Below are 23,305 nucleotides of genomic sequence, written 5' to 3' on the forward strand. Positions count from 1 at the left end.
TCACGCAGTGATTATTCTCATGCTTGATTTGACAGGCTTCCCCTATGAAACTCACCGCCCCATGTACGCCTATCGAGTTCTCAACCAAAGATATTTATGGCAACTCCGTCAGCTTGAGCCATTACTCGGGCAAAAAAATTCTCTTGGCTTTTTTTCGCGATGCCGCCTGCCCTTTTTGTAATGTGCGCCTTTATGAACTCACCAACCAATACAATGCTTTTCAGGAGGCCAATGTTGAAATCATTGCAGTCTTCAGCTCAACAGCGGAAGAAGTCCGGCGTTTTGTGGCTCGCAACCCGCGTCCGTTTATCTTGCTCAGTGACCCCGATCTACAGCTGTACGAACGTTATGGTATCGAACACTCCACCACCGCCCTTATCAAAGCCATGTTGTTCCGTCTGCCACAGATGATCCGCGGCTTGCTCAAAGGAGGAAAAAGCGATATTCACAACCCGCACATGAAACTGGTACCGGCGGATTTTTTGATTTCGGAGCAAGGAGAAGTCCAGCTCGCGTGGTACGGCCGCGACACCGGCGACCATGTTCCAATGACTACCCTGAAACAGTTTGCAGCGGGCCAACTCAGTAGCGCAGAGAGCTGCCCAACCCGTTAAACCAACAACTTGCCACACTGTGTGAGCCGAAAGGACCCTGGCTCAGTTCCCCACCAACGACTCTTGCGCCAGCAACTGCTCTACCCAGTGTCCCCACAAGGTGCAATAAGACGCCATCGGCGCGGTAAAATAATTGATAGTGCGAGCATTCAGAAACAACATCCCCAGCAAACGACCGTCACTCATCATCGGCATGGTCAGACTGGAACGATAACCCTGTCCCAGTAACGCCGCACTGTGTGCCGGCAACTCTTCCACCCGAAACTTGCGCATATCCCCCACCACCCGAATACCCGGACTGGCGACCAGGGATTGCAGCGATGGCACATTTTCCAGCAACATCTGATAACCGTCCAATAGCCGGGTATCATCTCCGGCGCAGGTCAGGCTGGACAAGTAACCTGTGTCGGCTTGATAGCGCGCCAGAGAAAAACGATCGATACCAGAGTACTGCTCACGTAAGACACGATAGAGATGGTGTACATGATCCTCAAACGACCGCGATGGCGATAACTGCCGATAAGGGTCGATATAGTGTTGTTCTGAGGCTGGGTTATCGGCCATAGCGGTCTCCGGGGGCTGAAAGCTGAAAGAATACGGCAAAAGCCATTGTTTTCAGTCTAGCCAACGCAACCGGCGATACCGCTGACTCATATCAAGGCAGCCAGGTAACAGCCAGGGCCATTAAACAGACAGACACGCCAAACAAGTCAGCGTTGATTAAATCAAATTATTCAGGGAAGCCGGTTTCAGCAGAGCGGCCGGTTACTGACCAGCCGCTTGTTACAATGATTATTGGACGGAGTACGGCGTTCGGCGTTACCCCGTGTCCAACCGTCGGCTAGCGTGGGTTAACCTCAACCTCGCACAGTACCGAGTTGGCAATAAAGCAGTGTTCATGGGCTTTGTGATGCATGGCCAGAATGGCTTCAGCATCGGGAATTTTATCACCTTCAAATACCGCCAGTGGCGACAGAAGAATACGGCTAATATGAAAGCGACCGTCGTCTCGCTGGGCCAGTTCCGCAACCGCGTGGTCTTCATACGACACCACGTTCAGACGTTTTTTGGCGGCCAACGCCAGGAAGGTCATCATATGACAACTGGCCATGGAGGCTGCCAGCATTTGCTCCGGGTCACTGCCATAATCGTTACCGGCACCGCCAGCGGCCAGCTGTACCTGATGGCCAAAGTCGAGTTGATGGCGGCGCTCAAACCCCTGGTGAGAAAATTCACCTTCGCGCTGCCAGTGTAAATCCATGCTGTGTTCTGAAATCTTCTGGGTCATTCTCTATCCTTCCTGAAACAGGCGGCTGTCCAATCCATGCGTTTACTTGATCCAATACCTACGGCCTGCCAATACCCTGATGCAGGCGATACCTTGGCCGTCAAATCATAAAACGCCTCGGTATTATTGCTGCAAACAGGGTAGTTATTCACATCGGGGGTATTACTCGGCCAATGTTTTACGCAAAGTAAATGCACCCCGTAGCTGACCGGCCTGATAACCCACAGCCCTGTCATGCGGATACAGTTTACTGAGACGGGTTTGTACTGGCTCTGCCAAGGCCGAACCATGGCAGTTCAGACACAATGCCCCTGTTGGTATCGCTTTCATATAACGATATTCGCCGTTTTCAACGGTACTGGCTTCCAGCGTAGCCGGGGTTTCTCCTGCAGCCAGGCGCTGGTCAAAGTCCTTCAGCGTGGCCAGCTCCCAGCTGTCCGGGGCATTGTCCGGGTTACGTATTTTTAATGAGGTACGTCCTACCGCCCAGTCTCCCTGACTATGTGCTGTAGCAATCTCAGGGGCCTCCACATTACACAGATGGATCGCTTCGGTTGGGCCACCCGCCTTCATACCTTTTTGTACGGTTTGCATCAGCTGCTTGCCAAACATCATGGCTTGCTGCCGCGCTTCCTGGTTGAGGCTGCCTTCTTCAGGCTGCTCGGCACGAACGGCAGTACTTGCCAGCGCACCTGCCAGGCCGCCAACCAGACACGTCAACGTTAATAGTTTTTTCATTGTTATCTCTCTCAAAAATAACCAAATATGCACAAAGGAATACAATCAGCCTGAAAAAGCGGATTGGTTATCACCAAATCCGCTGTCTGGGTTGTACTGGAATTATCGGTAAACACTTGGATCAATTTCCACTTTGTGGACATCGCCACTCCAGCCATCAAAACCACCCACCAGCATTTTTACCTGATCAAACCCCATACGTTTCAGGGTATGGGCGGCCAATGTACTGCGGCCACCATTTTTGCAATACAACAAGATGCTGGCGGTGTTATCAGTCAACGCCGGATGATCCCCCACCCTGAATTCCAGCACACCACGCGGTACATTGACCGCTCCCGGCAAGTGGCCCATCTCGAACTCAGCCGGTTCCCGTACATCCAGCACGACTGCGCCATTGGCCAGCAGTCCTTCAGCTTCCTCTGCGTTGACCGGGTTAACGGACACTGAGGCTTCAGACAATAAATCTTCTTTTTTGAGTACCATTGGGTTTCCTCTCGATGATCGATCGTATCAGAACAACATGCCTGCATGGCTATATTGACAGTGTGCCACGTAACGTCAATCGTCACCAACTGGCGTGTGACCCGCTGGCCCAATCTGAGCATGGTTTATCAGTCGTGACATCGCCAGCTGCTCAGAGCAGCCACAGGCCAGCACAGAGACTCATCAATGGCCAACCCGCATAAGGACTGAATAGATAACGCCAAATGCGCAGCACAGGGACATAACCAATACCGTGAACCAAACCCGCCGCAATACCCCACAACCCGAGTGGTAGTAATATGTGCGTCTGTTCATCCGGTGCAACAGCCACCAGTTGCGGCATGGCCAGCCATAATCCAGCCAGTCCCAGCGCTCCCAGGAAGGATAACCCGCGCGCCCAAAAAGCATACAGCGGCCCGTAGGCCGCATAATCCACTGGAGGTTTGTCTGGAACAGGCATTGCCTTACTCTGCATCCCGATCCATATCTTCGTAAAACTCCAGCCACATAGCGTTTATCAGGCCAAATGAGCAGGCCAGTAATACACCGAGAATCCAGGCAAAATACCACATACTATTTTCCTCGTAGTGCGAGCCAGACATCTGTGTCTGGCTACCTGTTTGGGTTTTGCTGTTTCCGTTTACCGGGTGTGGCCAGGCCAGATCATCCGAGCACTGCTCGGCTGATCCGGACACTGCCAGCAACAGCCTTGATTCATTAATACGTGCTGTATTTGTTGTCTTCAATAAACTGGTTGGTCAGGCGACCCCACATTTTGTAGTAGCCCCAGATGGTGTAGCTCAACACAATCGGTACAAACACCATGGCGACCCAGAACATGATATTCAGCGTCATTTCACTGGATACCACATCCCATACGGTCAGGCTGTGAGACGGCTCCAGACTGGATGGCATAATGAACGGGAACAGTGAGAACCCAGCGGTCAGAATAATGCCGGTAATCGCCAGCGAGCTGGAGACAAAAGCCATCACACCACGATTCATCATCGACATCAGTACCGTCAGTGCCAGTCCGGCAAAACCCAACAAGGGTGCGATCATCATCCAGGGATGCTGGCCATAGTTGCTCAGCCAGGCCCCTTCTTGCGTTGTCACCACTTTATCCAGAGGGGTCACTGCCGCAGCGGTGCTTTTGATATCCATGATCACATAGCCATCAATACCCATCCAGATCCAGACACCGGCGAGGGCAAACAGCGCCGCCACCAGTACTGCCAGCGCAACCGTAATCCGGCGGGCGCGCTCATGGAGTGCTCCGTCAGTCCGCATTTGCAACCAGGTGCCACCGTGCATCATCAACATTCCCAGACTCACCAGACCAGCCACCAGACCAAAGGGATTCAGCAAGGCCCAAAAAGAACCGGTATAGGTAGAACGCATAAACTCATCCAGACTGAATGGCACTCCCAGAATCAGGTTGCCAAACGCCACACCAAACACCAGGGCAGGCACCGCACCGCCGATGGTCAGGCCCCAGTCCCACAGGCTGCGCCAGCGGGGATCATCCACTTTGGCGCGGTATTCAAACCCGACCGGGCGAAAAAACATGGCAAACAACACCAGTAACATTGCCCAGTAAAAGCCCGAAAATGCCACCGCATAAACCACAGGCCAAGCGGCAAAAATGGCCCCACCGGCAGTAATAAACCAGACCTGGTTACCATCCCAGTGCGGCCCGATGGTGTTCAGCATCACCCGGCGCTCGGTATCGGTACGGCCGATGATTCGCAGCAGCGCACCAACCCCCATATCAAAGCCATCGGTAACAGCAAAGCCGACCAGCAATACGCCAATCAGTACCCACCACACCAGTTTCAATACTTCGTAATCCATAATTCCCCCTTACGCCTGTTCGTTACGGGCTTGCAACGGCTGCGCTTTTGGCCCAGCTGCTGTACCGCCTGTCATGGAGTGACTTGCCTCTTTCTCGAAATGATAACGACCAGTATGCAGAGCAGATGGCCCCAGACGGGCAAACTTGAACATCAGATACACTTCGGCAACCAACAAGGCGGTATAGAACAGTACAAAACCGGCAATACTCATCCACAGCTCTTCAACCGACCGGGTTGAGGTGGATAAATGAGTTGGCAGGACTTCACCAATAGACCAGGGCTGACGACCGTATTCCGCTACAAACCAACCCATTTCACAGGCCAGGAAAGGTAATGGGATCGCCCATAACAAGGCTTTTTGCAGCCAGGTCTGCTTATCGATGGTTTGACGGGCAGAATGCCAGAACGCCAGCGCCACCAGCAGGAACATGGTAAAGCCAATAGCCACCATGATACGGAAGGTAAAGAACATGGGGGCAACGCCCGGAATAGTGTCCCGTGCGGCCGACTTGATCTGGTCTTCTGTAGCGTCAATAACGTCCGGAGTATATTTTTTCAGCAGCAGGCCGTACCCCAGATCGTCCTTGACCTCATCGAATGCCGCCATGGTTGCAGGTGATTCATCCCCGGCTTTCAGTTGCGTAAAGAGGTCGTAAGCGCCCATACCATTACGCACGCGCTCCTCGTGTTCGACCAGCAGGTCCTTGATACCCACCACTTGTTCGTCCGTTGATCGGGTCGCAATCAGGCCCAGCACCCAGGGAATCCGAATCGCATAGTCGGTCTCCATGGTTTCTTCATTAGGCAAACCAAACAGGGTAAAGGCAGCAGGAGCCGGATGGGTTTCCCATTCCGCTTCAATGGCAGCCAGCTTGGTTTTTTGTACATCGCCAATTTCGTAACCCGATTCATCACCCAGCAGAATCACACTCAGAATGGCCGCCAAACCAAAGCTGGAGGCAATGGCAAACGAGCGACGGGCAAAGGGCAGGTCACGTTTTTTCAGCAAATAATAAGAGGAAATCCCCAGTACAAACATGGCACCGGTGACATAACCAGCCGACACGGTATGCACAAACTTGACCTGGGCAACCGGGTTAAACAACACCTCAACAAAGCTGGTCATCTCCATACGCATGGTGTTGTAGTTGAACTCAGCGCCGACCGGGTTTTGCATCCAGCCATTGGCAATCAGAATCCACAAGGCCGACAGGTTCGAACCCAGTGCCACCAGCCAGGTGACGATCATATGCTGTATCCGTGTCAGGCGATCCCAGCCGAAGAAAAACAGGCCGATAAACGTACTTTCAAGGAAGAAAGCCATCAGACCTTCAATCGCCAGCGGTGCGCCAAAAATGTCACCGACATAATGGGAGTAGTAAGCCCAGTTGGTACCGAACTGGAATTCCATCGTCAGGCCTGTCGTCACACCCAAAGCGAAGTTAATACCAAACAGCTTGCCCCAGAACTTGACCATGTCCTGATAGACCTGCTTGCCTGTCATCACATAAGCCGATTCCATGATGGCAAGAATAAACGATAACCCCAACGTCAGGGGTACAAACAAAAAGTGGTACAGCGCGGTCATAGCAAATTGCAGCCGCGACAAGTCCACCATACTTTCACTGATCATGGTTGATCCTCCAAAGGCAGTGCCGTGGAACGTTCAGTTGAGTGTTGTGAAACGAAAATTCAGCGACTGAACCTGGCGGAAATACAACGCTCCGCCATCGCTCAGCGACTGTAACAAAACAGCTTGTGGATCACGCAGATCTCCAAGCTGAGACAAAACCGGTCTTACAAAACAATGATCAATCTGCCCCGCAAACAACCACCAGTACCAGAGATATTCCGGCAGCAGCGAAGCAGCTGTACTAACCCGATGGAGCGCCAGCACAAGCCGGAAGCGGGTCGTAACACAGGGCTTTTTCCTGTGCCACCGAACTGATACACAAAGACCCGATCGCCCGGCCGGGATACAGTACATAGTCATCGGGAAGTTGGAGAAGCGGCAATTTATCAACGTCAGCTTCCGGCTCAGATGCAACAAAGGGACGTAACCCACCGGGAAGCCACCACATACCGCTAAAAATCAGTCCATCACACACATAGGCAACCCGCAGCGCCGCAGGGTCCACCACCACCCGGATGTAGCTTTCACCCAGTGCCAGTGTGTCTGGAGCGGCCGAGCCTGACAGGGCGCCAGCATCCAACATCTGACCCGGTATATTCATGATCTGGGTCATTTCTCCAGTAAACAGTAAATAGGCATTGGCGACCCCCAACTGCTCCAATGTCTGGATGTAGCAAGACACCAATGCAGGTTGCGGATCAATCAGCGCACCACGGCGAGAAATAGGATCAAACAATAAATAACTAAGCTGTTGGTTAACCCGCCACTGCTTTACTCTAGCCATAGCCTTCCTGCCAATTCCGCCGAATTTGTCACCACAGACATCCGTCTGTACCCCATCAGGGTGAAATAGCAATTCACGGGCCAGTCCGTTCCCACCAGCAAGAATTCATATTAAAAACCCCGGAGTCTTGCCACCAGCCACAGCAATCGCGGCTATCATCAGCGTTTCAGGGGTGGCTAACAAGATCACTGCGACAGTTTGCCCCGCTGCCAATCCTTTGCAAAATGGCCGACATCCACTAATATCATGTCAATATTGACAGCCTGGTGACACCAATGTCAGATCCCCGCAGTTACAACCACTTGCCTGGTATCTCTTCTTTACTGGACGCCATTGCTGCTCCCGCCATTCTGATGGATCGCGAGTATCGTATTTGTGCTGCCAACCAGGCATACCGGGAACACTTTTCCGGCAACAGCGCCCTGCTCGGTCGGCATTGCTACGAGGTCTCCCATGGCTACAAAGTCCCTTGTGACCAGGCCGGAGAAACCTGCCCGCTACAGGGCTGTCTGCGTACCGGCCAGCGCCAGCGTATCCTGCATATTCATAACACCTGCCAGGGCAAGGAACACGTTGATGTGGAGCTGAGCCCGGTACGTAATGACGATGGCCAGATTGAGTTTTTTGTTGAAATCATGTCGCCCGTACGCACTCCGGACACCCCAGGGTCGCGGCCCATGCTGGGGTTCAGTCAGGCCTATACCGACATGCTGGCCATGCTCAGCCGAGCGGCTCCGACCGAGATCAATGTACTGCTGCTGGGTGAATCCGGCACCGGCAAAGAGCTCGCCGCCCGACACATTCATCAGCACAGCAGCCGCGCCAACAAGCCATTTGTAACGGTGGAATGTTCTGGTCTGACCGAAAGCCTGTTTGAAAGTGAACTGTTTGGTCACGAAAAAGGCGCCTTTACCGGAGCCACCCAACGCAAGCCAGGCCTGGTCGAAGCCGCCCGGGGCGGAACGTTGTTTCTGGATGAAGTAGGGGATATTCCGCTTGCCATGCAGGTCAAGCTGCTGCGTCTGATCGAAACCGGCAGCTACCGCCCGGTGGGCAGCGTAACGCTGCAACAGGCCGACTTCCGGTTGGTGTGTGCCACCCATCGGCAACTGACCCAGATGGTTGATGCCGGCACTTTCCGGCAAGATCTCTACTACCGGATATCACCCTTTCCGATTCTGTTGCCCTCGCTGGCAGAACGGCGGGCTGATATTGTTCCACTGGCCCGCAAACTGCTGCAACAACTGAGTCAGGAACGGCCACACGTACTGTCTGCTGCCGCCTGCGACTGGCTCGAACAACAGCAGTTTCCCGGTAATATTCGCGAACTGAGAAACCGCCTCGAACGAGCCACTATATTATGTGATGATCGCGAAATCGAACCACGTCACCTGACGTTACCCGATGCCCTGAGACCGGAAGCCACGGAGACTCCCAGCCATTCCGCCACCCGGATACCAACAAAACGGATCACCGGTCTGGCCACCGATCCAGATCAGGCCATGCCACTGGACCAACTCGAAGCCCGCTACCTGCTTGCCATTACCCAACAATTTGATGGCGACAACACCCGTTTAGCCAAACAACTGGGCATCAGTGAGCGTACCCTGTACCGCAAGCTGGCCAATGCCCGAGCCAGTCAAACCAACAACGCCAGTGATTCGTCAACCGACTGAGCCATCAGCAGCAGCAAAACACTGAATTTTGCTGCAATAATGACCACTTCAGGGCGGTTATGACTATTGTTCATTAGATACCAGCGTTCAGGTGTGTACAATTGCGCCAAATTTTTACAAGCACCCGTGACTATGAAACGACTCACTATTGCACTGGCCGCTTTGGCACTGAGTGCCTGCTCGGTTGGCAACCTGCCCAAGAACCTCTCACGCTCGATGATGAACAACGACAATCCGGAAGTCGTGGCCGCGGGAGCACCGGCATATCTGCTTTTGCTCGACGCGCTGGTACTCACCTATCCTCATGACGAAGACTTCTTGCTGTCTGCGTCCCAGCTGTATGGCGCTTACTCGGGTGTCTTTTCCCGCGACCCAAGCCAGGCACAACGGATGGCCGACAAGGCACTGGAATACGCCACCCGCGGCTTGTGTGAATACGATGACGACGCCTGTGAAGCCGTCGAGTTACCGCAGGACGACATGCTGACGGCGCTCGACCGGCACTTTGATGAAGACGATATTCACGTCTTCTATGCCTATGCCGCCGCCAAGGCCGGCTGGATTCAGGCCAACAGCAGCGACTGGGGTGCCATTGCCGAACTGGGTAAAACCAAGGCTTTGATGCAGTGGGTCGCCAATATCCAGCCGGACTACGACCAGGGAACCTTGCAGGTATATCTCGGCGTCATGGAAACCCAGCTGCCACCATCTCTGGGTGGCCGCCCGGAAATCGGCCGCGAGCATTTTGAAAAGGCCCTGCAATACAGTGATGGCAAACATCTGATGGCCAAGGTGCTGTACGCCAAACAATATGCCCGCTTGATGTTTGATCAGGAACTTCACGACCGTCTGCTCAACGAAGCTATTGCGGCCGACCCGGAAGCCGAAGGTCTGACCCTGATTAATCATCTGGCCCAGAGCCAGGCCACTGAACTGTTGGCAGAATCTGCCGATTTTTTTGAATAATCGCCTTTTGAATACCAGCCAAGAGTAACCACACATGAAAAACAAACTGATTGCCCTGGGTCTGATGCTGCTATGCCTGAGCCCGCTGTCCCAAGCTGCAACATTAAAAATAGCCACCCTCGCTCCCGATGGCACCAACTGGATGAAGCAGATGCGTTCCGCCGCAGCTGACATCAAAAAAGCGACCGATGGCCGCGTCAAAATCAAATACTTTCCTGGCGGTGTGCAAGGCAGTGACAAAAGTGTGCTGCGCAAAATGAAAATCGGCCAGCTGCAAGGTGGCGCCGTTTCGGCAGGAGCGCTCGCGAATATCGCCAACGAAGTGCAGCTGTACAGCTTGCCATTTACCTTTCAGAACCCGGCAGAACTGAGTGCTGTTCGCCCCGAATTTGACCACTACATTATTGATGCGCTGGAAGCCAAGGGTTACGTCGTCCTCGGTCTGACCGAAGGTGGCTTTGCCTATGTCATGGGCAACAAACCCCTGAAAACCACGGCCGACTTCAGTGGCCAGAAAGTCTGGACTCCTGAAGGTGACCTGGTCACCCAGACCGTATTCCAGAAAGCCGGTGTCGAGCCGATTTCGCTGCCGATTTCGGATGTCTACACCAGCTTGCAAACCGGCCTGATCGATACTGTTGGTGTTAACCTGACGGCCTCTATCGCGCTGCAATGGCACAGCAAACTGAGCCACGCAACCGACCTGCCATTACTCTCGCTGCTGGGCATGATGGTGGTCGATCAAAAAGCCTTTAACAAACTGTCGGCGGAAGACCAGACCACCGTGCGCAGCATTATGAAATCCACCTACGCCCAGATGGACAAACAGAATCTTGTTGATGAAGCCGGCGCACGTCAGGCACTGGAAAACAGCGGCATGACATTTGTACAACTGACCGATGCCGAAAAAGCCACCTGGCAACAACTGGCCAATGACAGCCTGACCGAACTGGCCAGCCAAGGTGTTTACCCGGTTGAATTGTATCGTCAACTACAGGCACATATTGCCGGAATCCGTGCAGGTCAATAACCTTGAAACACTCCCCTTTGCGGCGTCTGCTCGGCGCCATTCACACCCTGGAAGATGGCATTCTGGTGCTGGTGCTGATGGTCATGGTGTTGCTGGCCGGTATTGATATTGTCGCCCGCAGTGTCTTCGGCGGCGGTATCATGTGGATTCCTCCCGCCCTGAGGGTGATGGTGCTGTGGCTTGGTCTGATCGGAGGCATGGTCGCCACCCGCGGCCGTGAGCATATCGCCATCGACCTGGTTAACCGACTGGCTCCCAAGGTTGTCGCTGACACCATCGCGATTATCACCTCAGCCTTTGCCGCCTTTATTTGCGCAGTTATCGCCTGGTACGGCTATGCCTATATCGAACTGGCCATTGAATTTGGTGATATCGCCTTCGCCAATATTCCTGCCTGGCCCTTACAGTTGATTATCCCCTTCAGCTTTGCCGTGATGGCGTTGCGCTTTGCCATTCAAAGTATTGAATCCTTGCTCAACATACTGGGTAACCATGCTGTAGCCGACGAGGCCCACTCATGAGCGTTCTGGTTCCACTGATTTTATTGGTATTGGCGCTGTCCGGTACGCCGCTGTTTGTGGTTATTGCTGCCAGCGCCATCTGGGGGTTTTACCAGACTGACGTTGATCTGATGGTTATGGCCATCGAGATTTACCGGATTGCCGAAATGCCGGTACTGATCGCCATCCCATTGTTTACCTTTGCCGGTTATTTGCTCGGGGAAAGCAAGGCACCGCAGCGGCTGGTACGTATTACCGATGCCTTCCTTGGCTGGATGCCCGGCGGACTGGCGATCGTTGCCCTGGTGACCTGTGCCCTGTTTACTGCCTTTACCGGTGCCTCCGGCGTTACCATTGTCGCCCTGGGCGCCCTGCTGGTACCAGCGTTACAGAAGTCCGGTTATCCGGAGCGCTTTAATCTTGGTCTGGTCACCACCTCTGGCTCCCTCGGGTTGCTGTTTGCACCGTCGCTGCCCTTGATCCTGTACGGCGTTGTAGCGCAGCAAATGTCGCTCGACGTCGCAGTCAGTATCGATGACCTGTTTCTGGCTGGGTTACTGCCCGGCGGCCTGATGCTGGTTGCGCTGTCGCTGTACAGTGGCTGGGTATCCCGTAATGCTGAACGTAATCACCACCCGTTCGACAAGGCCGAGGCCTGGGCTGCACTGAAGGATACCAAGTGGGAAATGCCGCTACCTTTTCTGGTACTGGGAGGTATTTATGGTGGCTGGTTTGCGGTTTCAGAAGCGGCGGCCATTACTGCGTTTTACGTACTGATTGTTTCCACTCTGATTCGATGTGAAATTCCGTTCAAGCAGCTAGTGACCGTGATGCGGGATTCCATGAAGCTGGTTGGCGCAATCTTGCTGATTCTGGCGGTTTCCATGGCATCCACCAATTACATGATTGATGCCGGTGTGCCGGAAAAAATCTTTGGTTTTATTCAGCAGCACGTCAGTGACAGCTTTACCTTCCTGCTGTTACTCACCCTGTTCCTGCTGATACTGGGCATGATGCTGGATATATTCTCCGCGATTGTGATCATGATTCCCATTATTCTGCCGATTGCGGTGGAATACGGTATTCATCCGATTCATCTGGGGATTTTATTCCTCGCCAATATGCAGCTGGGGTACTTTACTCCACCGGTCGGGATGAACCTGTTTATTGCCAGCTTCCGCTTTAACAAACCGGTGATGGAGTTGTATCGCGCTACCTTGCCGTTCTTCTTTATCCTGCTGGCAACAGTGCTGATCATTACCTTCTGGCCCGGCCTGAGCCTGGCCTTTATCGGGGAATAAACGCCACTCCCGAAGAGTCGTCGTGAATGGCGGCTCTCTTTTTTCTCTCCTCGCTACAAAACCTCTACTCTCTTATCCATACCTTCTGATTCGCACCCTGTTCCCTATCGGCTTGTTATCCGCGTTAGCCAGTCCAGAATGTTTGTGTACAGAACATCAGCTGCAATCAATCACAACCAGACCTGGCAGCCACAAGCAATAGCCGACAGCACTGGCTTGACTGCTGTCTATATTGGTGCGGGTGTGGGTGGTGCGGGTAGCAGAGTAGTTGGTGCAGGGTTAACCCCCACACCAAAACAATTTAATGCGCGTGGCCCCGGCTTTTGCGAATCAAGGCATAGGAGGTTTGGATCTGCTGGGTTTTTTCCTTGGCCAGTCGCAGCATTTCTTCAGGCATACCGCTGGCAGAGAGTTTGTCAGGATGGTTCTGGCTCATTAATCGCCGATAGGTTTTTTTCAGGGTATCGTCATCCACATCGGCCGGGACACCCAGCGTGGCGTAGGCTTGTTCCAGCTGATCACTTTGGCTGACACCGCCGTTACGGGCCTGGAACATGGCCGCTTCAATACGATCCCGTACCCGCTCAATCTGGGTCTGACTGATCCCCAGCACATTACTGAGGCGTTCGATCATCGCCCACTCCAAAGGCGACAACTCACCATCGGAATAACCGATGGTCATCACCACCTCAAGAAACATTTGCGCCATCGGCAAACTCAGTTGTGGTCGTAGCTGTTCCAGGTCGGCATTAAAGTCACAGTCCATATCCTTGCCTTCCTGAAACCAGGCAATCGCCCGTTGGCGGTCATCGCCCTTGAGCTGCATGCGGTCCATCACAAAATTGGCGGCGGCGATTTCTTCTTCGCTGACGCGGCCATCGGCTTTGGCTATCCGCCCCATGCAACGGCATAACGATGAAATATAAAGCAGTCGCACGTTATTGGCTGTACTGGTACGAACCAGAACAGGAAATTGACCGCTCCAGATATTTTCAAGATTCTGGTCAAACATATGACCAACAAATGCGCCTATCATCATGCCAAACGGGCCACCGGTCATCAATCCGACCATGCCGCCCATGGCTTTTCCCATCCATAGCATCAGAACGTCTCTCTGGTGAGTTGCTGTTCCAGTTCAGCCAGACGTTGTGGCGTTCCCACATCCGTCCAGCGGCCATCCAGCAGGCAACCCTTGACTCGCCCACTGTCCATTGCCTGTCGCAGTATCGGAGCCAGTGGCTGCTTTGCCACCGGCAAGGCTGCCAGCAGATCCGGGTGGATCAGGCTGATCCCGGTAAAGGTGAAACCGGGGCCATCAGCCTCTGCCGCAACGTCGGTACCGTCAAGGAAAAAATCACCCGTCGGGTTATGATCAGGATTATCGGTTAACCAAAGCCAGGCCAATGTGTTCCCCGTCACCATTTCGGAAGATGCCACTTGCACAGCTTCCCGGTAATCCCAATCAGTCCAGACATCGCCATTGATCACTAAAAACGGCTGATCACCTAACAATGGTAACGCCTTGCGAATACCACCAGCGGTTTCCAGTGCATCGGTTTCGGCGGAGTAGCGAATGTTAGCGCCAAACTGATGGCCATCCTGCAACCGGGCCTCGATCATCTCCCCCAGCCAGGCGTGGTTGATGACCAGATCGGTCATGCCGGCGGCAACCAGTTTGTCAATATGGTGTTCAATCAGAGGCTTGCCGGCCAGCGCCAGCAGTGGCTTCGGGCAGTGATCCGTGAGCGGCGCCATACGTTGACCTCGCCCGGCTGCCAGTATCATGGCTTTCATCGTGATAACTGCACCAATTCTGGCATCAAACGCTGGTTCAGCCAGTGACTGAAGTCACTCAACTCGTCATACCGCCTGGCGATATCGATCAGGTACTGGCAGGTATTGGGAATATCCGCCAGGTAGGTCGGCTTGTGATCGCGCAGGTTCAGACGGGCAAAAATACCCGCGGCCTTGAGGTGTCGCTGCAATCCCATCCAGTCGACGTCACGCACACACTGTTGCCAGTCGCCGAGGTAATAACCACAGGGCCGCGCCAGCTCCCAATAATAGGCCACCAGCTCATCCACCAGCCCCTGTGGCCAGCGTACGTAACAATCCCGCACCAATGACACCAGATCGTAAGTGGACGGGCCTGCCAGAGCGTCCTGGAAATCAATGATGCCCAACATGCCATCCGGCTTCAGCATCAGGTTGCGGGAATGGTAATCCCGGTGCACGGTGACAACCGGTTGCGCCAAGGCCTGCCGAGCCAGCAAATCAAACACGCGGTCAAACATGGCCCGTTCAGCGTCCGTCAACGTCATTTGCAGCTGCTGTTCACATAACCAGTCACGGAACAGCGCCATCTCCTGCAGCAGGAGAGTGTTATCGTAAGCAGGCAGGTCGCGACAGCTGACACCCTGAAGCTGCACCAGCTGCTCTATCGCCTGGCGATACAGGCCCAGTATCTGTTTTTCGGTCACATCCGGCTCATGCAGGGCAGTCCATAACAGCTGGTCACCAAAGTCTTCCAGTAGCATAAAGCCCTGATCAAGATCGGCGGCCAGCACCTGTGGCACCTCGACCTGCTGATGACGCCACTGTTTGGCGATACGGATAAAACGCGGATTATCTTCCTTGTCTGGTGGAGCATCGACAAGAATCCAGCTCTTGCCCAGACCGCGCAGGCGGAAGTAACGACGGAAACTGGCATCACCGGATACCGTTTCCAGGCTGGCATTGACGTCCAGATTCGCTTTGCGGCGAATGGTGCTGGACGCCCAGTTGATCAGGTGATCAAGGCGCGGGTCCATGTTGGCCTCACATTTGTTATCGATCTAAAATTGCGCGCATTGAGCGCCCCCCGTATCATCTGCGCGCTAAGATACCACACTTCACTGTACAGGCACCCACGCTCAGCCATGGCGGATCACAGACATTCAGATGCAATATCCCTCCAGCGGCTCCCCATCCGGGTGTCGTTTCTGCCAGCGCGTCTGGCGCTTTTGGGCAGCTCCGAGCGGTTCCTGGCGGTACTGTGCCTGACCGCGACCAGTATGATCACCAGTGTCTCCGTCCAGGCGGACACACCGGCATTAAACTGGTACCCGCGGGCATTACTGAGCGATGCCGAGCAGGCCGACCTGCCATCGTTTTGCTCCGGGCGTTATTTACCCAATACCTTGCAACCTGTACCTGATGGCCGTCTCGAAGCAGAATCCGAGCAAGCCTTTGTTGATCGTCTTGGCAACGCAGAGTTTACTGGCGACGTCATCATGCAGCGGGAAGATTACGTTTTAAAGAGCCGGTCAGCGTACTGGGATGCGGACTTGCGTCAGGCCGAATTTGAAGGCGATGTCAGCTTTTTGAATAATGAAGTGACCGTCCACAGTGACAGCGCCCGTTTTCGCGAGCGTCTGAACGATACGGCAACAAGCCCAGATAGCACCGACAGCACGAATAGCAGCGAGCTGGTTCTGCAAAACGCCCGCTATGCCCTGCCCGCTCGCCATATGCGCGGCACCGCCACCCGCATGATCACCCGCTCGGAAGGGACTATTGAGCTGAATGAAGCCACCGTCACCTGGTGCGAACCCGGGCAGAACGACTGGCGTATTGCTGCCAGCAATATTTATCTGGATCAGGAACGCGGTGTCGGCAGCGCCTGGAATACCCGTCTGGAAGTGATGGACGTACCGGTTTTTTATATTCCCTACTACCGCTTTCCGATTGATGACCGTCGCACCACAGGTTTTCTCGACCCCAGTTTCTCTCTTGGTGGCGACGCCGGACTGGACGAGCTGAAAATGCCGTTCTACCTGAATCTGGCCAGCAACCTGGATGCCACCATTACGCCCCATTACTTCAATCAGCGTGGCTGGTTGTGGGAAAGCCAGCTGCGTCATAAAACCGGGTTATTCGGCGATGGTGAGCTGAACTACGCCTATATCGATCAGGATGCCACGGAAGATAGTGAACGCTGGCTGATCAATTACCAGCAATCCGGCAGGTTTGGCCAACACTGGCAACATCGCTGGATCTACAACCATGTCAGCGATGACGACTACCTGTCCGACCTGAACTCCTCGGCCACCATCGACCGCACCACCCACTTGCCGCGAATGGGGCTACTGAGCTACCAGAAAGACGCCTGGCAGCTGGATCTCCTGGTCGAAGGGTTCCAGACCATTGACGACAGCATTGACCTCGAAGACCGGCCCTACAAACGCCTGCCACAAGCCACACTCGATTACCGGCAACAATACGACCGCTGGCAGGTCAGCAGCCGTTTGCAAGCGACCCGTTTTGAGCGGGATAACAGCGCTGTAATCGATGGCACGGAACAAACCCTGACGGATTTCGATTCACTGAATGGCCGTCGACTGGTCAGTGACAACACCATCGCCTGGCGTTTCGAACAGCCGTACAGCTATCTTCAGCCAGAAGCCAGTTATCGCTACCGCTATTACCGTCTCAGCAGTCAAGACAGCTTTGATTACGATGACACGATCAACTACGGCGTTCCCCGTTACAGCCTTGATTCCGGCCTGTTTTTCGAACGGTCGTTACACTGGTTTAATGAACATCAGACACAAACGCTGGAGCCTCGACTGTTTTGGGTCAAAAGCCCTTACCAGTCCGGTCAGGATGACATTCCGGCCTTTGATACCAAGGTCACCAGCGTCACCTACGACAGCCTGTTTGTCGGCGATCGTTTTATCGGCTCTGACCGGCTTGCCGATCTGGAACAGGTCAGCCTCGGCATCACCAGCCGGATTATCGATCAAAGTGGCGACGAATGGCTGCGCTTCAGTCTTGGCCGGGTCTACTTCGGTGACGAACGCCAGGTGCTGCTCGACAGTGACGAAGTCAATGACAGCAATAATACATCCAGCACTATCGCCGAAGTGGAATGGCGGCCCGGTGATCACTGGCGGCTCAATCAGACGCTGGAGTGGGACGCCTACGGCGATTATGCTCGTCAGCACCGTTTTGGCGCAGGCTATACACCGGGCAACAACCGCATGCTGAACCTTTCAGTCAACAAGGTTCAAAGTGAGGATTCCGACAGCGGTGACATTGAAACCGATCTCTATCAGGCCGATGTCAGTGCTTACTGGGCACTGAATGACAGCTGGGCCTTGACCGGGCGCGTACTCAAGGACATGAAAGACTATCCTGCAGACGAACGTCGCCCGGTCAGCTCCGTACTCGAAGCACTGGCCGGATTTGAATATCAGAATTGTTGCTGGCGTCTGCAAGTGCTGTACAAGGAGTATTCTCCGACAGCCGACGACGACAGCAGCTATAGTACCGAAAAGACCGAGAGTCTGATGTTCAGTATTCAGCTCAAAGGTCTCAGCACGCTGGGGGGTGGCACCGACGCCACCATAAGCAACAGCATCAAGGGTTACTCCAAACGGCAATACCATGACTATTAACAAGCTGATTTTTTTGTTTTTTCTTACCCTCGGCAGCACGCTGAGCCAGGCCCAGCCAGTACTGATTGACCATGTGGTGGCGATTGTCGACGATGACGTCATTATGGCGTCCCAGTTGCAGCAACGTATCCAGAATGTCCGCAACCAGAACCGGGGGGCCAACCTGCCGGAAGACGCCGTGCTGGGCAAACAGGTACTGGATCGCCTGATTGAGGAAAGTATTCAGCTGCAACTGGCCAAGCGGATTGGTATCCGTATCAGCGATGCCCAGTTGAACGACTCCCTGCAACGTATTGCCGCCCAGAACAAGATGAATCTGGAGCAGTTCCGGGTGGCGATGGAAGCCGAAGGTATTCCCTTTGCCACTGCCCGGGCGCAGATTGAAACCGAGATGATCACCAGCCGTTTGCAGCGCATCCGGGTCGGCGAAACCATCCAGATTACCGATCAGGATGTGGATTATTTCCTCGCCTCCGAAGTGGGCAAAATGGCCTCCGCTGCCGAATACCGTCTTGGCCACATTCTGGTATCCATCCCTGCTGACGCCAACGCCAGCGACCTGCAAAAAGCCGAGTTGAAAGCCCGCAGCCTGGCGTCCCGCATTCGTGGCGGTGCCAACTTCAGCGATGTCGCCATTGCCGATTCCGACGGCCGCAATGCCCTCAAGGGTGGTGATCTCGGCTGGCGTAAAGAAGGCCAGTTACCCGGTATTTTTGCACCCGTCGTACCAGACCTGGCTATTGGTGATGTCTCCGATCCAATCCGCAGCTCCAGTGGTTATCACCTGGTTGCAGTGCTGGAAAAACGCGGTGGTAACAGCCAGATGATCACCCAGTATCAAGTGCGCCATATTCTCGTCAGCCCGAACGAATTACGCAGTGAAAGCGACACTGAAACCCTGATCAACCAGCTTTATCAGCGCCTGCAACAAGGGCAGGACTTCGCCGTGTTGGCCAAGGAGTTCAGTGATGACCCCGGCAGCGGTGCCGCGGGCGGAGACCTTGGCTGGGTCAGCCCGGGTGCCATGGTGCCAGAGTTCGATACCACCATGCAGCAATCCCAGGTTGGCCATATCAGCGCACCGTTTGAAACCCAGTTCGGCTGGCACATTCTGCAAGTACAGGATCAACGCCAAAGTGATATCGGCAAGGAAATGCAGCGTAATCAGGTGCGTCAGTTACTGTACTCGCGCCGCTTTGAAGAAGAGCTGCCCTTGTGGCTACGTAAAATCCGCACCGAAGCGTACGTCGATATCAAGGAGCCGGCATGACCCTGCGCCTGGCTATCACCGCCGGTGAACCCGGTGGCATTGGCCCTGACCTTTGTATTCAGCTGGCCCAACAAGGCAGTGAGCACCAACTGGTCGTGATCGCCGACCCGCAGCTATTGGCCGAACGGGCACAGTTGCTCGGTTTGCCACTGATGCTGGCAACCTTTGATCCGGCCACCGCGGCCACTCCAACGCCCGCGGGCACCCTGTACGTACAGGCCGTTGCCCTGCAACAACCTGCCGTGGCCGGTGAACTTGACCCGGCCAATGCCGCGTACGTTCTGACCACCCTGACCATGGCCGCACAAGGCTGCCAGCAAGGTCATTGGGACGGTATCGTCACCGCGCCGGTACACAAGGGCATCATCAACGATGCCGGTATTCCGTTCAGTGGCCATACCGAATACTTCCGGGATTTTGCCGGCGTTGAAGAAGTCGTCATGATGTTGGCCACCACCGATTTACGCGTCGCACTGGTGACCACTCACTTGCCGCTGCGCCAAGTGGCGGATGCCATTACCCCGGAACGCCTGAGCCGGGTGATCCATATCCTGGATCATGACCTGAAAACCTTTTTTGGCTGCGTGCAACCTCGTATCCTGGTCGCGGGCCTCAACCCCCATGCCGGAGAAAACGGTCACCTCGGTCACGAAGAGCAAGATATTATCGAGCCAACGCTGGCCCAACTTCGAGCGCAAGGTATCGATCTGGTTGGGCCACTGCCCGCCGATACCCTGTACACCCCCAAACATCTGGCTGGCGCCGATGCCACCCTCGCCATGTATCATGACCAGGGCCTGCCGGTGCTGAAGTTTCATGGCTTTGGCCGCGCCGCCAACATTACGCTGGGCCTGCCCTTTATTCGTACTTCTGTTGACCATGGCACCGCCCTCGACCTGGCCGCCACCGGCAAGGCAGACAGCGGCAGCTTGCACACGGCCATCGCCGTGGCAGCCCACATGGCCAACAGCCGCCACACCGCTGGAGCCAAACCCGCATGAGCCGTCATCCCAAACCCAATAACATGCACGGCCACAAGGCCCGTAAACGCTTTGGGCAGAATTTCCTCCATGATCCTTACGTCATTGGCAAAATCGTTGATGCCATCTACCCCAAGGATGATGACTGCCTGGTCGAAATCGGTCCCGGAATGGGAGCCATTACCGAGCCGTTACTGGAAGCCACTGGCAAGCTGAACGTGGTCGAGCTGGATCGCGACCTGATTCCAATCCTGCGCACCAAGTTTTTCAACTACCCCGGTTTTCAGATTCATGAAGGCGATGCGTTAAAATTCGACTTCAGTCAATTGGTCAACGATGGCCAGCGCCTGCGCATTATTGGCAACCTGCCCTACAATATATCGACGCCTTTGATTTTTCATTTGCTCAGCCACCACACCTTGGTGCAAGACATGCATTTCATGTTGCAAAAGGAAGTCGTCGAGCGTTTGGCAGCCCGACCAGGTACGTCGGACTATGGCCGCTTGAGCATCATGACGCAGTACTACTGCAAGGTAGAACTGCTGTTTGTGGTGGGGCCGGGATCATTTAACCCGCCCCCCAAAGTGGATTCAGCCATTGTCAGAATGACGCCCTACAAAGAACTGCCTCTCGTTGCAAAAGATACAAAAATGCTACAGCGCGTTGTACGTGAAGCCTTTAGCATGCGCCGTAAAACCATACGAAATACATTAAAAAAGCTCATCAGTGCCGAACAGCTTCAAGCACTGGGTATCGACACACAGCTGCGCCCGGAAGTACTGACACTGGAAGAGTACGTTCGTATTTCTGATGCCGTATCGCAGCTGACAGAGCAAGCGGAGAAAGACAATGGAATTGAATGAAACCATCATGGTGAATGTACTGCCAGAATACCTGGAAGAGCAATCCGACCCGGAAGATGAACGTTTTGTCTTCTCCTACAAGGTTTATATCAGCAATATTGGGAAGCAGGGTGCCACGTTAAAAACCCGCCACTGGTTTATTACCAATGGCAATGGTGATGTGCAGGAAGTCAAAGGCGAAGGAGTCATCGGCGAGCAGCCCAACATCGCCCCTGGACAACAGTTCGACTACATATCCGGAGCAGTATTAAGCACTCCGGTGGGGAGCATGCGAGGCTATTACGTTATGGAAGCGGATGATGGCACCCTGTTTCATGCCAATATTCCGGTGTTCACCCTGGCGACCACCTTTGCCCTGAATTAACCCTCTTGGCCCAAACCTGAAGTGATGGACGGCAATACAGGTTGTTTATGCCGTCCCGAATACCGATACAACACCTGAGACAACACCAGCGACAGCAACCGATACAATCGACAGATATTGAACACAGATTCTGATACCGACCAATAACCAGCCCGGGCAAGACAGGCACACAACACCGGCCAATGCCCACAGACAACCAGAGAGGCAAATCGTGACCACTTACGCCATTGGTGATATCCAGGGCTGCTATGAACCCCTTCAGCGCTTGCTCGATCGTATTGAGTTTGACCCTCAGCACGATCAGCTCTGGCTCGCCGGAGATCTGGTCAATCGTGGCCCGCAAAGTCTGGAAGTGCTGCGCTGGGCCAAATCCCTCGGCGACCGTGTGGTCGCCGTACTTGGCAACCACGACCTGCACCTGCTGGCGCGTTATTACGGCAACAACCACAAAAGCAAAAAAGACACCCTCGACGCGGTACTGACGGCCCCGGATCGCGACGAACTGATGTACTGGCTCCGGCACCGCCCACTGGTACACCTGAGTGCAGACAAGCAATGGTGCATGAGCCACGCGGGTATTCCACCGTTCTGGTCCGCCGCACACGCCAAGACACTGGCCAGTGAGGTCGAACAGATATTACAGGGCGACCAGTATTCGCAATTGCTGAACTCCTTGTACGGTAACAAGCCAGATCAGTGGGATGAACACCTCACCGGCACGAATCGCTGGCGTGCAATTGTCAATTATTTGACACGTATGCGCTTTATCGATGCCCATAACCGCCTGGATTTCAGCGCCAAAGAAGGACTCGACAGCGCTCCCGCCGGTTTTATGCCCTGGTTTGAGGCAAGCAAGACCCAAACACGCCTTGTTTTTGGTCACTGGGCGGCCCTTAACGGCGAAGTCAACCATACTCGAATTGATGCCCTTGACACCGGCTGTGTCTGGGGTGGTTCTCTTACAGCCATGCGCCTGGACAACCGGCAGCGTTATGCCGTGCCGGCTCACCCCTGAGCCTGATGACAGCAACCACCGATAAAAAGGAGTAACAGATGAGCGGTTTTACCCAAATCAGCGCGGAAGACGCCAAAACCATGATCGCCAATAACGATGTCCAGATTGCCGACATTCGTGACGCAATGAGCTACGAAGTCGGTCATATGACCGCGGCACAGCGGGTCGACAACCAGAACCTCAACGAGTTTATTACCGCCACCAGCAAGCAGAAACCCCTGATCGTCTGTTGCTACCATGGCAACTCCAGCCAAGGCGTGGCGCAGTTTTTTTCTGAACAAGGCTACGAAGCGGTATACAGCCTGAAAGGCGGTTACGAAATGTGGAAAATCGCCTGCCCGGAATTGTGCCAGCGCAGTTAGTTCGCCACTGCCAATCATGATATGACAACAACAGGCGTTGCCCATGGTCAGCGTCTGCTTGCTCTCGCCTGTTGAATTTGCCGTCCCTCTGTTCTTTACCTTCCTGACCTTCCTGCTCTCTCGCCAACGCTGCTGAAACGCTGT

The 23,305-nt window shown here is 54.3% G+C and carries 25 protein-coding genes; 13 read left to right on the forward strand and 12 right to left on the reverse strand.

Translation table 11 applies throughout. The features are described from left to right. Positions 1-44: 44 nt before the first annotated feature. A complete protein-coding gene (locus Q8W32_RS06135; RefSeq protein ID WP_303432599.1) occupies positions 45-614 on the forward strand; it encodes a peroxiredoxin in 570 nt (189 codons plus the stop codon). Positions 615-656: 42 nt separating this feature from the next. Here Q8W32_RS06135 and Q8W32_RS06140 read toward each other — a convergent pair whose 3' ends face one another. The 9 genes from Q8W32_RS06140 to Q8W32_RS06180 all read right to left on the reverse strand — a co-directional run bounded on the left by Q8W32_RS06140 (position 657) and on the right by Q8W32_RS06180 (position 7,396). After that, the gene (locus Q8W32_RS06140) at positions 657-1,178 is read right to left on the reverse strand and encodes a GAF domain-containing protein (RefSeq protein WP_305414169.1); all 522 of its coding nucleotides are present in this window, start codon (positions 1,176-1,178) and stop codon (positions 657-659) included. Between the two features lie 277 nt (positions 1,179-1,455). Continuing rightward, on the reverse strand, positions 1,456-1,902 hold the full coding sequence (locus Q8W32_RS06145; protein ID WP_303432602.1) for an OsmC family protein: 447 nt from the start codon (positions 1,900-1,902) through the stop codon (positions 1,456-1,458). A 162-nt stretch (positions 1,903-2,064) separates the two neighbouring features. After that, positions 2,065-2,640, reverse strand: a complete 576-nt coding sequence (locus tag Q8W32_RS06150; RefSeq protein WP_305414171.1) for a DUF3365 domain-containing protein — start codon at positions 2,638-2,640, stop codon at positions 2,065-2,067. Positions 2,641-2,742: 102 nt separating this feature from the next. Next, on the reverse strand, positions 2,743-3,123 hold the full coding sequence (locus Q8W32_RS06155; protein WP_303432605.1) for a rhodanese-like domain-containing protein: 381 nt from the start codon (positions 3,121-3,123) through the stop codon (positions 2,743-2,745). Positions 3,124-3,274: 151 nt separating this feature from the next. Next, positions 3,275-3,583 (reverse strand): cyd operon YbgE family protein, encoded by a 309-nt coding sequence (locus tag Q8W32_RS06160; RefSeq protein WP_303605453.1) that lies wholly within the window; start codon positions 3,581-3,583, stop codon positions 3,275-3,277. A 4-nt stretch (positions 3,584-3,587) separates the two neighbouring features. Next, positions 3,588-3,695, reverse strand: coding sequence for a cytochrome bd-I oxidase subunit CydX (cydX, locus tag Q8W32_RS06165; RefSeq protein ID WP_303432607.1), 108 nt, complete (start codon positions 3,693-3,695; stop codon positions 3,588-3,590). A gap of 145 nt (positions 3,696-3,840) precedes the next feature. Next, complete coding sequence (gene cydB / locus Q8W32_RS06170; RefSeq protein WP_368501372.1) at positions 3,841-4,980, reverse strand: cytochrome d ubiquinol oxidase subunit II; 1,140 nt, start codon at positions 4,978-4,980, stop codon at positions 3,841-3,843. A 6-nt stretch (positions 4,981-4,986) separates the two neighbouring features. After that, positions 4,987-6,612, reverse strand: coding sequence for a cytochrome ubiquinol oxidase subunit I (locus Q8W32_RS06175; RefSeq protein ID WP_305414173.1), 1,626 nt, complete (start codon positions 6,610-6,612; stop codon positions 4,987-4,989). Between the two features lie 241 nt (positions 6,613-6,853). Then, positions 6,854-7,396 carry a hypothetical protein gene (locus Q8W32_RS06180; RefSeq protein WP_303432610.1) on the reverse strand — a complete coding sequence of 181 codons (543 nt, stop codon included), beginning with the start codon at positions 7,394-7,396 and terminating at the stop codon, positions 6,854-6,856. 275 nt (positions 7,397-7,671) lie between these two features. Here Q8W32_RS06180 and Q8W32_RS06185 point away from each other — a divergent pair, with 275 nt between their 5' ends. The 5 genes from Q8W32_RS06185 (at position 7,672) to Q8W32_RS06205 (ending at position 12,869) form a co-directional block, all read left to right on the forward strand. Next, on the forward strand, positions 7,672-9,072 hold the full coding sequence (locus Q8W32_RS06185) for a sigma-54-dependent Fis family transcriptional regulator (RefSeq protein WP_303432611.1): 1,401 nt from the start codon (positions 7,672-7,674) through the stop codon (positions 9,070-9,072). Positions 9,073-9,204: 132 nt separating this feature from the next. Continuing rightward, positions 9,205-10,038, forward strand: a complete 834-nt coding sequence (locus Q8W32_RS06190) for a TRAP transporter TatT component family protein (RefSeq protein WP_303432612.1) — start codon at positions 9,205-9,207, stop codon at positions 10,036-10,038. Between the two features lie 34 nt (positions 10,039-10,072). Continuing rightward, positions 10,073-11,068 carry a TRAP transporter substrate-binding protein DctP gene (gene dctP, locus Q8W32_RS06195; RefSeq protein ID WP_303432613.1) on the forward strand — a complete coding sequence of 332 codons (996 nt, stop codon included), beginning with the start codon at positions 10,073-10,075 and terminating at the stop codon, positions 11,066-11,068. A 2-nt stretch (positions 11,069-11,070) separates the two neighbouring features. Then, positions 11,071-11,589: a TRAP transporter small permease gene (locus Q8W32_RS06200; protein WP_305414174.1), complete on the forward strand. Its 519-nt coding sequence runs from the start codon at positions 11,071-11,073 to the stop codon at positions 11,587-11,589. Further along, a complete protein-coding gene (locus tag Q8W32_RS06205; RefSeq protein WP_305414175.1) occupies positions 11,586-12,869 on the forward strand; it encodes a TRAP transporter large permease in 1,284 nt (427 codons plus the stop codon). Before Q8W32_RS06200 ends, Q8W32_RS06205 begins: the two co-directional genes overlap by 4 nt. Before the next feature lie 301 nt (positions 12,870-13,170). Here Q8W32_RS06205 and djlA read toward each other — a convergent pair whose 3' ends face one another. Genes djlA through Q8W32_RS06220 form a run of 3 tightly spaced genes read right to left on the reverse strand, consistent with a single transcriptional unit; the run spans position 13,171 to position 15,679 of the window. Continuing rightward, positions 13,171-13,971: a co-chaperone DjlA gene (gene djlA, locus Q8W32_RS06210; RefSeq protein WP_303432616.1), complete on the reverse strand. Its 801-nt coding sequence runs from the start codon at positions 13,969-13,971 to the stop codon at positions 13,171-13,173. After that, positions 13,971-14,663: an N-acetylmuramate alpha-1-phosphate uridylyltransferase MurU gene (gene murU, locus Q8W32_RS06215; protein ID WP_305414176.1), complete on the reverse strand. Its 693-nt coding sequence runs from the start codon at positions 14,661-14,663 to the stop codon at positions 13,971-13,973. Before murU ends, djlA begins: the two co-directional genes overlap by 1 nt. After that, a complete protein-coding gene (locus Q8W32_RS06220) occupies positions 14,660-15,679 on the reverse strand; it encodes an aminoglycoside phosphotransferase family protein (RefSeq protein WP_303432618.1) in 1,020 nt (339 codons plus the stop codon). The genes murU and Q8W32_RS06220 overlap by 4 nt, the downstream gene beginning before the upstream one ends. 162 nt (positions 15,680-15,841) lie before the next feature. Here Q8W32_RS06220 and Q8W32_RS06225 point away from each other — a divergent pair, with 162 nt between their 5' ends. The 7 genes from Q8W32_RS06225 (at position 15,842) to glpE (ending at position 23,161) form a co-directional block, all read left to right on the forward strand. After that, positions 15,842-18,307 (forward strand): LPS-assembly protein LptD, encoded by a 2,466-nt coding sequence (locus Q8W32_RS06225; protein ID WP_305414177.1) that lies wholly within the window; start codon positions 15,842-15,844, stop codon positions 18,305-18,307. After that, on the forward strand, positions 18,297-19,577 hold the full coding sequence (locus Q8W32_RS06230) for a peptidylprolyl isomerase (protein WP_303432620.1): 1,281 nt from the start codon (positions 18,297-18,299) through the stop codon (positions 19,575-19,577). Before Q8W32_RS06225 ends, Q8W32_RS06230 begins: the two co-directional genes overlap by 11 nt. Next, positions 19,574-20,578, forward strand: a complete 1,005-nt coding sequence (pdxA, locus tag Q8W32_RS06235) for a 4-hydroxythreonine-4-phosphate dehydrogenase PdxA (RefSeq protein WP_305414178.1) — start codon at positions 19,574-19,576, stop codon at positions 20,576-20,578. Before Q8W32_RS06230 ends, pdxA begins: the two co-directional genes overlap by 4 nt. Then, positions 20,575-21,420 (forward strand): 16S rRNA (adenine(1518)-N(6)/adenine(1519)-N(6))-dimethyltransferase RsmA, encoded by an 846-nt coding sequence (rsmA, locus tag Q8W32_RS06240; protein ID WP_303432622.1) that lies wholly within the window; start codon positions 20,575-20,577, stop codon positions 21,418-21,420. The genes pdxA and rsmA overlap by 4 nt, the downstream gene beginning before the upstream one ends. After that, positions 21,407-21,784: a Co2+/Mg2+ efflux protein ApaG gene (gene apaG / locus Q8W32_RS06245; RefSeq protein WP_303432623.1), complete on the forward strand. Its 378-nt coding sequence runs from the start codon at positions 21,407-21,409 to the stop codon at positions 21,782-21,784. Before rsmA ends, apaG begins: the two co-directional genes overlap by 14 nt. Before the next feature lie 211 nt (positions 21,785-21,995). Further along, complete coding sequence (locus Q8W32_RS06250) at positions 21,996-22,799, forward strand: symmetrical bis(5'-nucleosyl)-tetraphosphatase (RefSeq protein WP_303432624.1); 804 nt, start codon at positions 21,996-21,998, stop codon at positions 22,797-22,799. 38 nt (positions 22,800-22,837) lie between these two features. After that, positions 22,838-23,161 carry a thiosulfate sulfurtransferase GlpE gene (glpE, locus tag Q8W32_RS06255; RefSeq protein WP_305414179.1) on the forward strand — a complete coding sequence of 108 codons (324 nt, stop codon included), beginning with the start codon at positions 22,838-22,840 and terminating at the stop codon, positions 23,159-23,161. Positions 23,162-23,305 lie beyond the last annotated feature (144 nt).

The organism is Oceanobacter sp. 3_MG-2023, assembly GCF_030688925.1.
In the GTDB taxonomy this organism is placed as follows: Bacteria; Pseudomonadota; Gammaproteobacteria; order Pseudomonadales; family Oceanobacteraceae; genus Oceanobacter.

Coding starts and splice junctions, on each gene's coding strand:
- cydX (WP_303432607.1), bottom strand. CDS start 3,695: ATGTGGTATTTTGCCTGGATTCTCGGTGTATTACTGGCCTGCTCATTT.
- Q8W32_RS06135 (WP_303432599.1), top strand. CDS start 45: ATGAAACTCACCGCCCCATGTACGCCTATCGAGTTCTCAACCAAAGAT.
- Q8W32_RS06140 (WP_305414169.1), bottom strand. CDS start 1,178: ATGGCCGATAACCCAGCCTCAGAACAACACTATATCGACCCTTATCGG.
- Q8W32_RS06230 (WP_303432620.1), top strand. CDS start 18,297: ATGACTATTAACAAGCTGATTTTTTTGTTTTTTCTTACCCTCGGCAGC.
- rsmA (WP_303432622.1), top strand. CDS start 20,575: ATGAGCCGTCATCCCAAACCCAATAACATGCACGGCCACAAGGCCCGT.
- Q8W32_RS06180 (WP_303432610.1), bottom strand. CDS start 7,396: ATGGCTAGAGTAAAGCAGTGGCGGGTTAACCAACAGCTTAGTTATTTA.
- Q8W32_RS06160 (WP_303605453.1), bottom strand. CDS start 3,583: ATGCCTGTTCCAGACAAACCTCCAGTGGATTATGCGGCCTACGGGCCG.
- Q8W32_RS06155 (WP_303432605.1), bottom strand. CDS start 3,123: ATGGTACTCAAAAAAGAAGATTTATTGTCTGAAGCCTCAGTGTCCGTT.
- Q8W32_RS06185 (WP_303432611.1), top strand. CDS start 7,672: ATGTCAGATCCCCGCAGTTACAACCACTTGCCTGGTATCTCTTCTTTA.
- apaG (WP_303432623.1), top strand. CDS start 21,407: ATGGAATTGAATGAAACCATCATGGTGAATGTACTGCCAGAATACCTG.
- Q8W32_RS06175 (WP_305414173.1), bottom strand. CDS start 6,612: ATGATCAGTGAAAGTATGGTGGACTTGTCGCGGCTGCAATTTGCTATG.
- Q8W32_RS06220 (WP_303432618.1), bottom strand. CDS start 15,679: ATGGACCCGCGCCTTGATCACCTGATCAACTGGGCGTCCAGCACCATT.
- glpE (WP_305414179.1), top strand. CDS start 22,838: ATGAGCGGTTTTACCCAAATCAGCGCGGAAGACGCCAAAACCATGATC.
- dctP (WP_303432613.1), top strand. CDS start 10,073: ATGAAAAACAAACTGATTGCCCTGGGTCTGATGCTGCTATGCCTGAGC.
- djlA (WP_303432616.1), bottom strand. CDS start 13,971: ATGCTATGGATGGGAAAAGCCATGGGCGGCATGGTCGGATTGATGACC.
- Q8W32_RS06150 (WP_305414171.1), bottom strand. CDS start 2,640: ATGAAAAAACTATTAACGTTGACGTGTCTGGTTGGCGGCCTGGCAGGT.
- Q8W32_RS06205 (WP_305414175.1), top strand. CDS start 11,586: ATGAGCGTTCTGGTTCCACTGATTTTATTGGTATTGGCGCTGTCCGGT.
- pdxA (WP_305414178.1), top strand. CDS start 19,574: ATGACCCTGCGCCTGGCTATCACCGCCGGTGAACCCGGTGGCATTGGC.
- Q8W32_RS06190 (WP_303432612.1), top strand. CDS start 9,205: ATGAAACGACTCACTATTGCACTGGCCGCTTTGGCACTGAGTGCCTGC.
- Q8W32_RS06145 (WP_303432602.1), bottom strand. CDS start 1,902: ATGACCCAGAAGATTTCAGAACACAGCATGGATTTACACTGGCAGCGC.
- murU (WP_305414176.1), bottom strand. CDS start 14,663: ATGAAAGCCATGATACTGGCAGCCGGGCGAGGTCAACGTATGGCGCCG.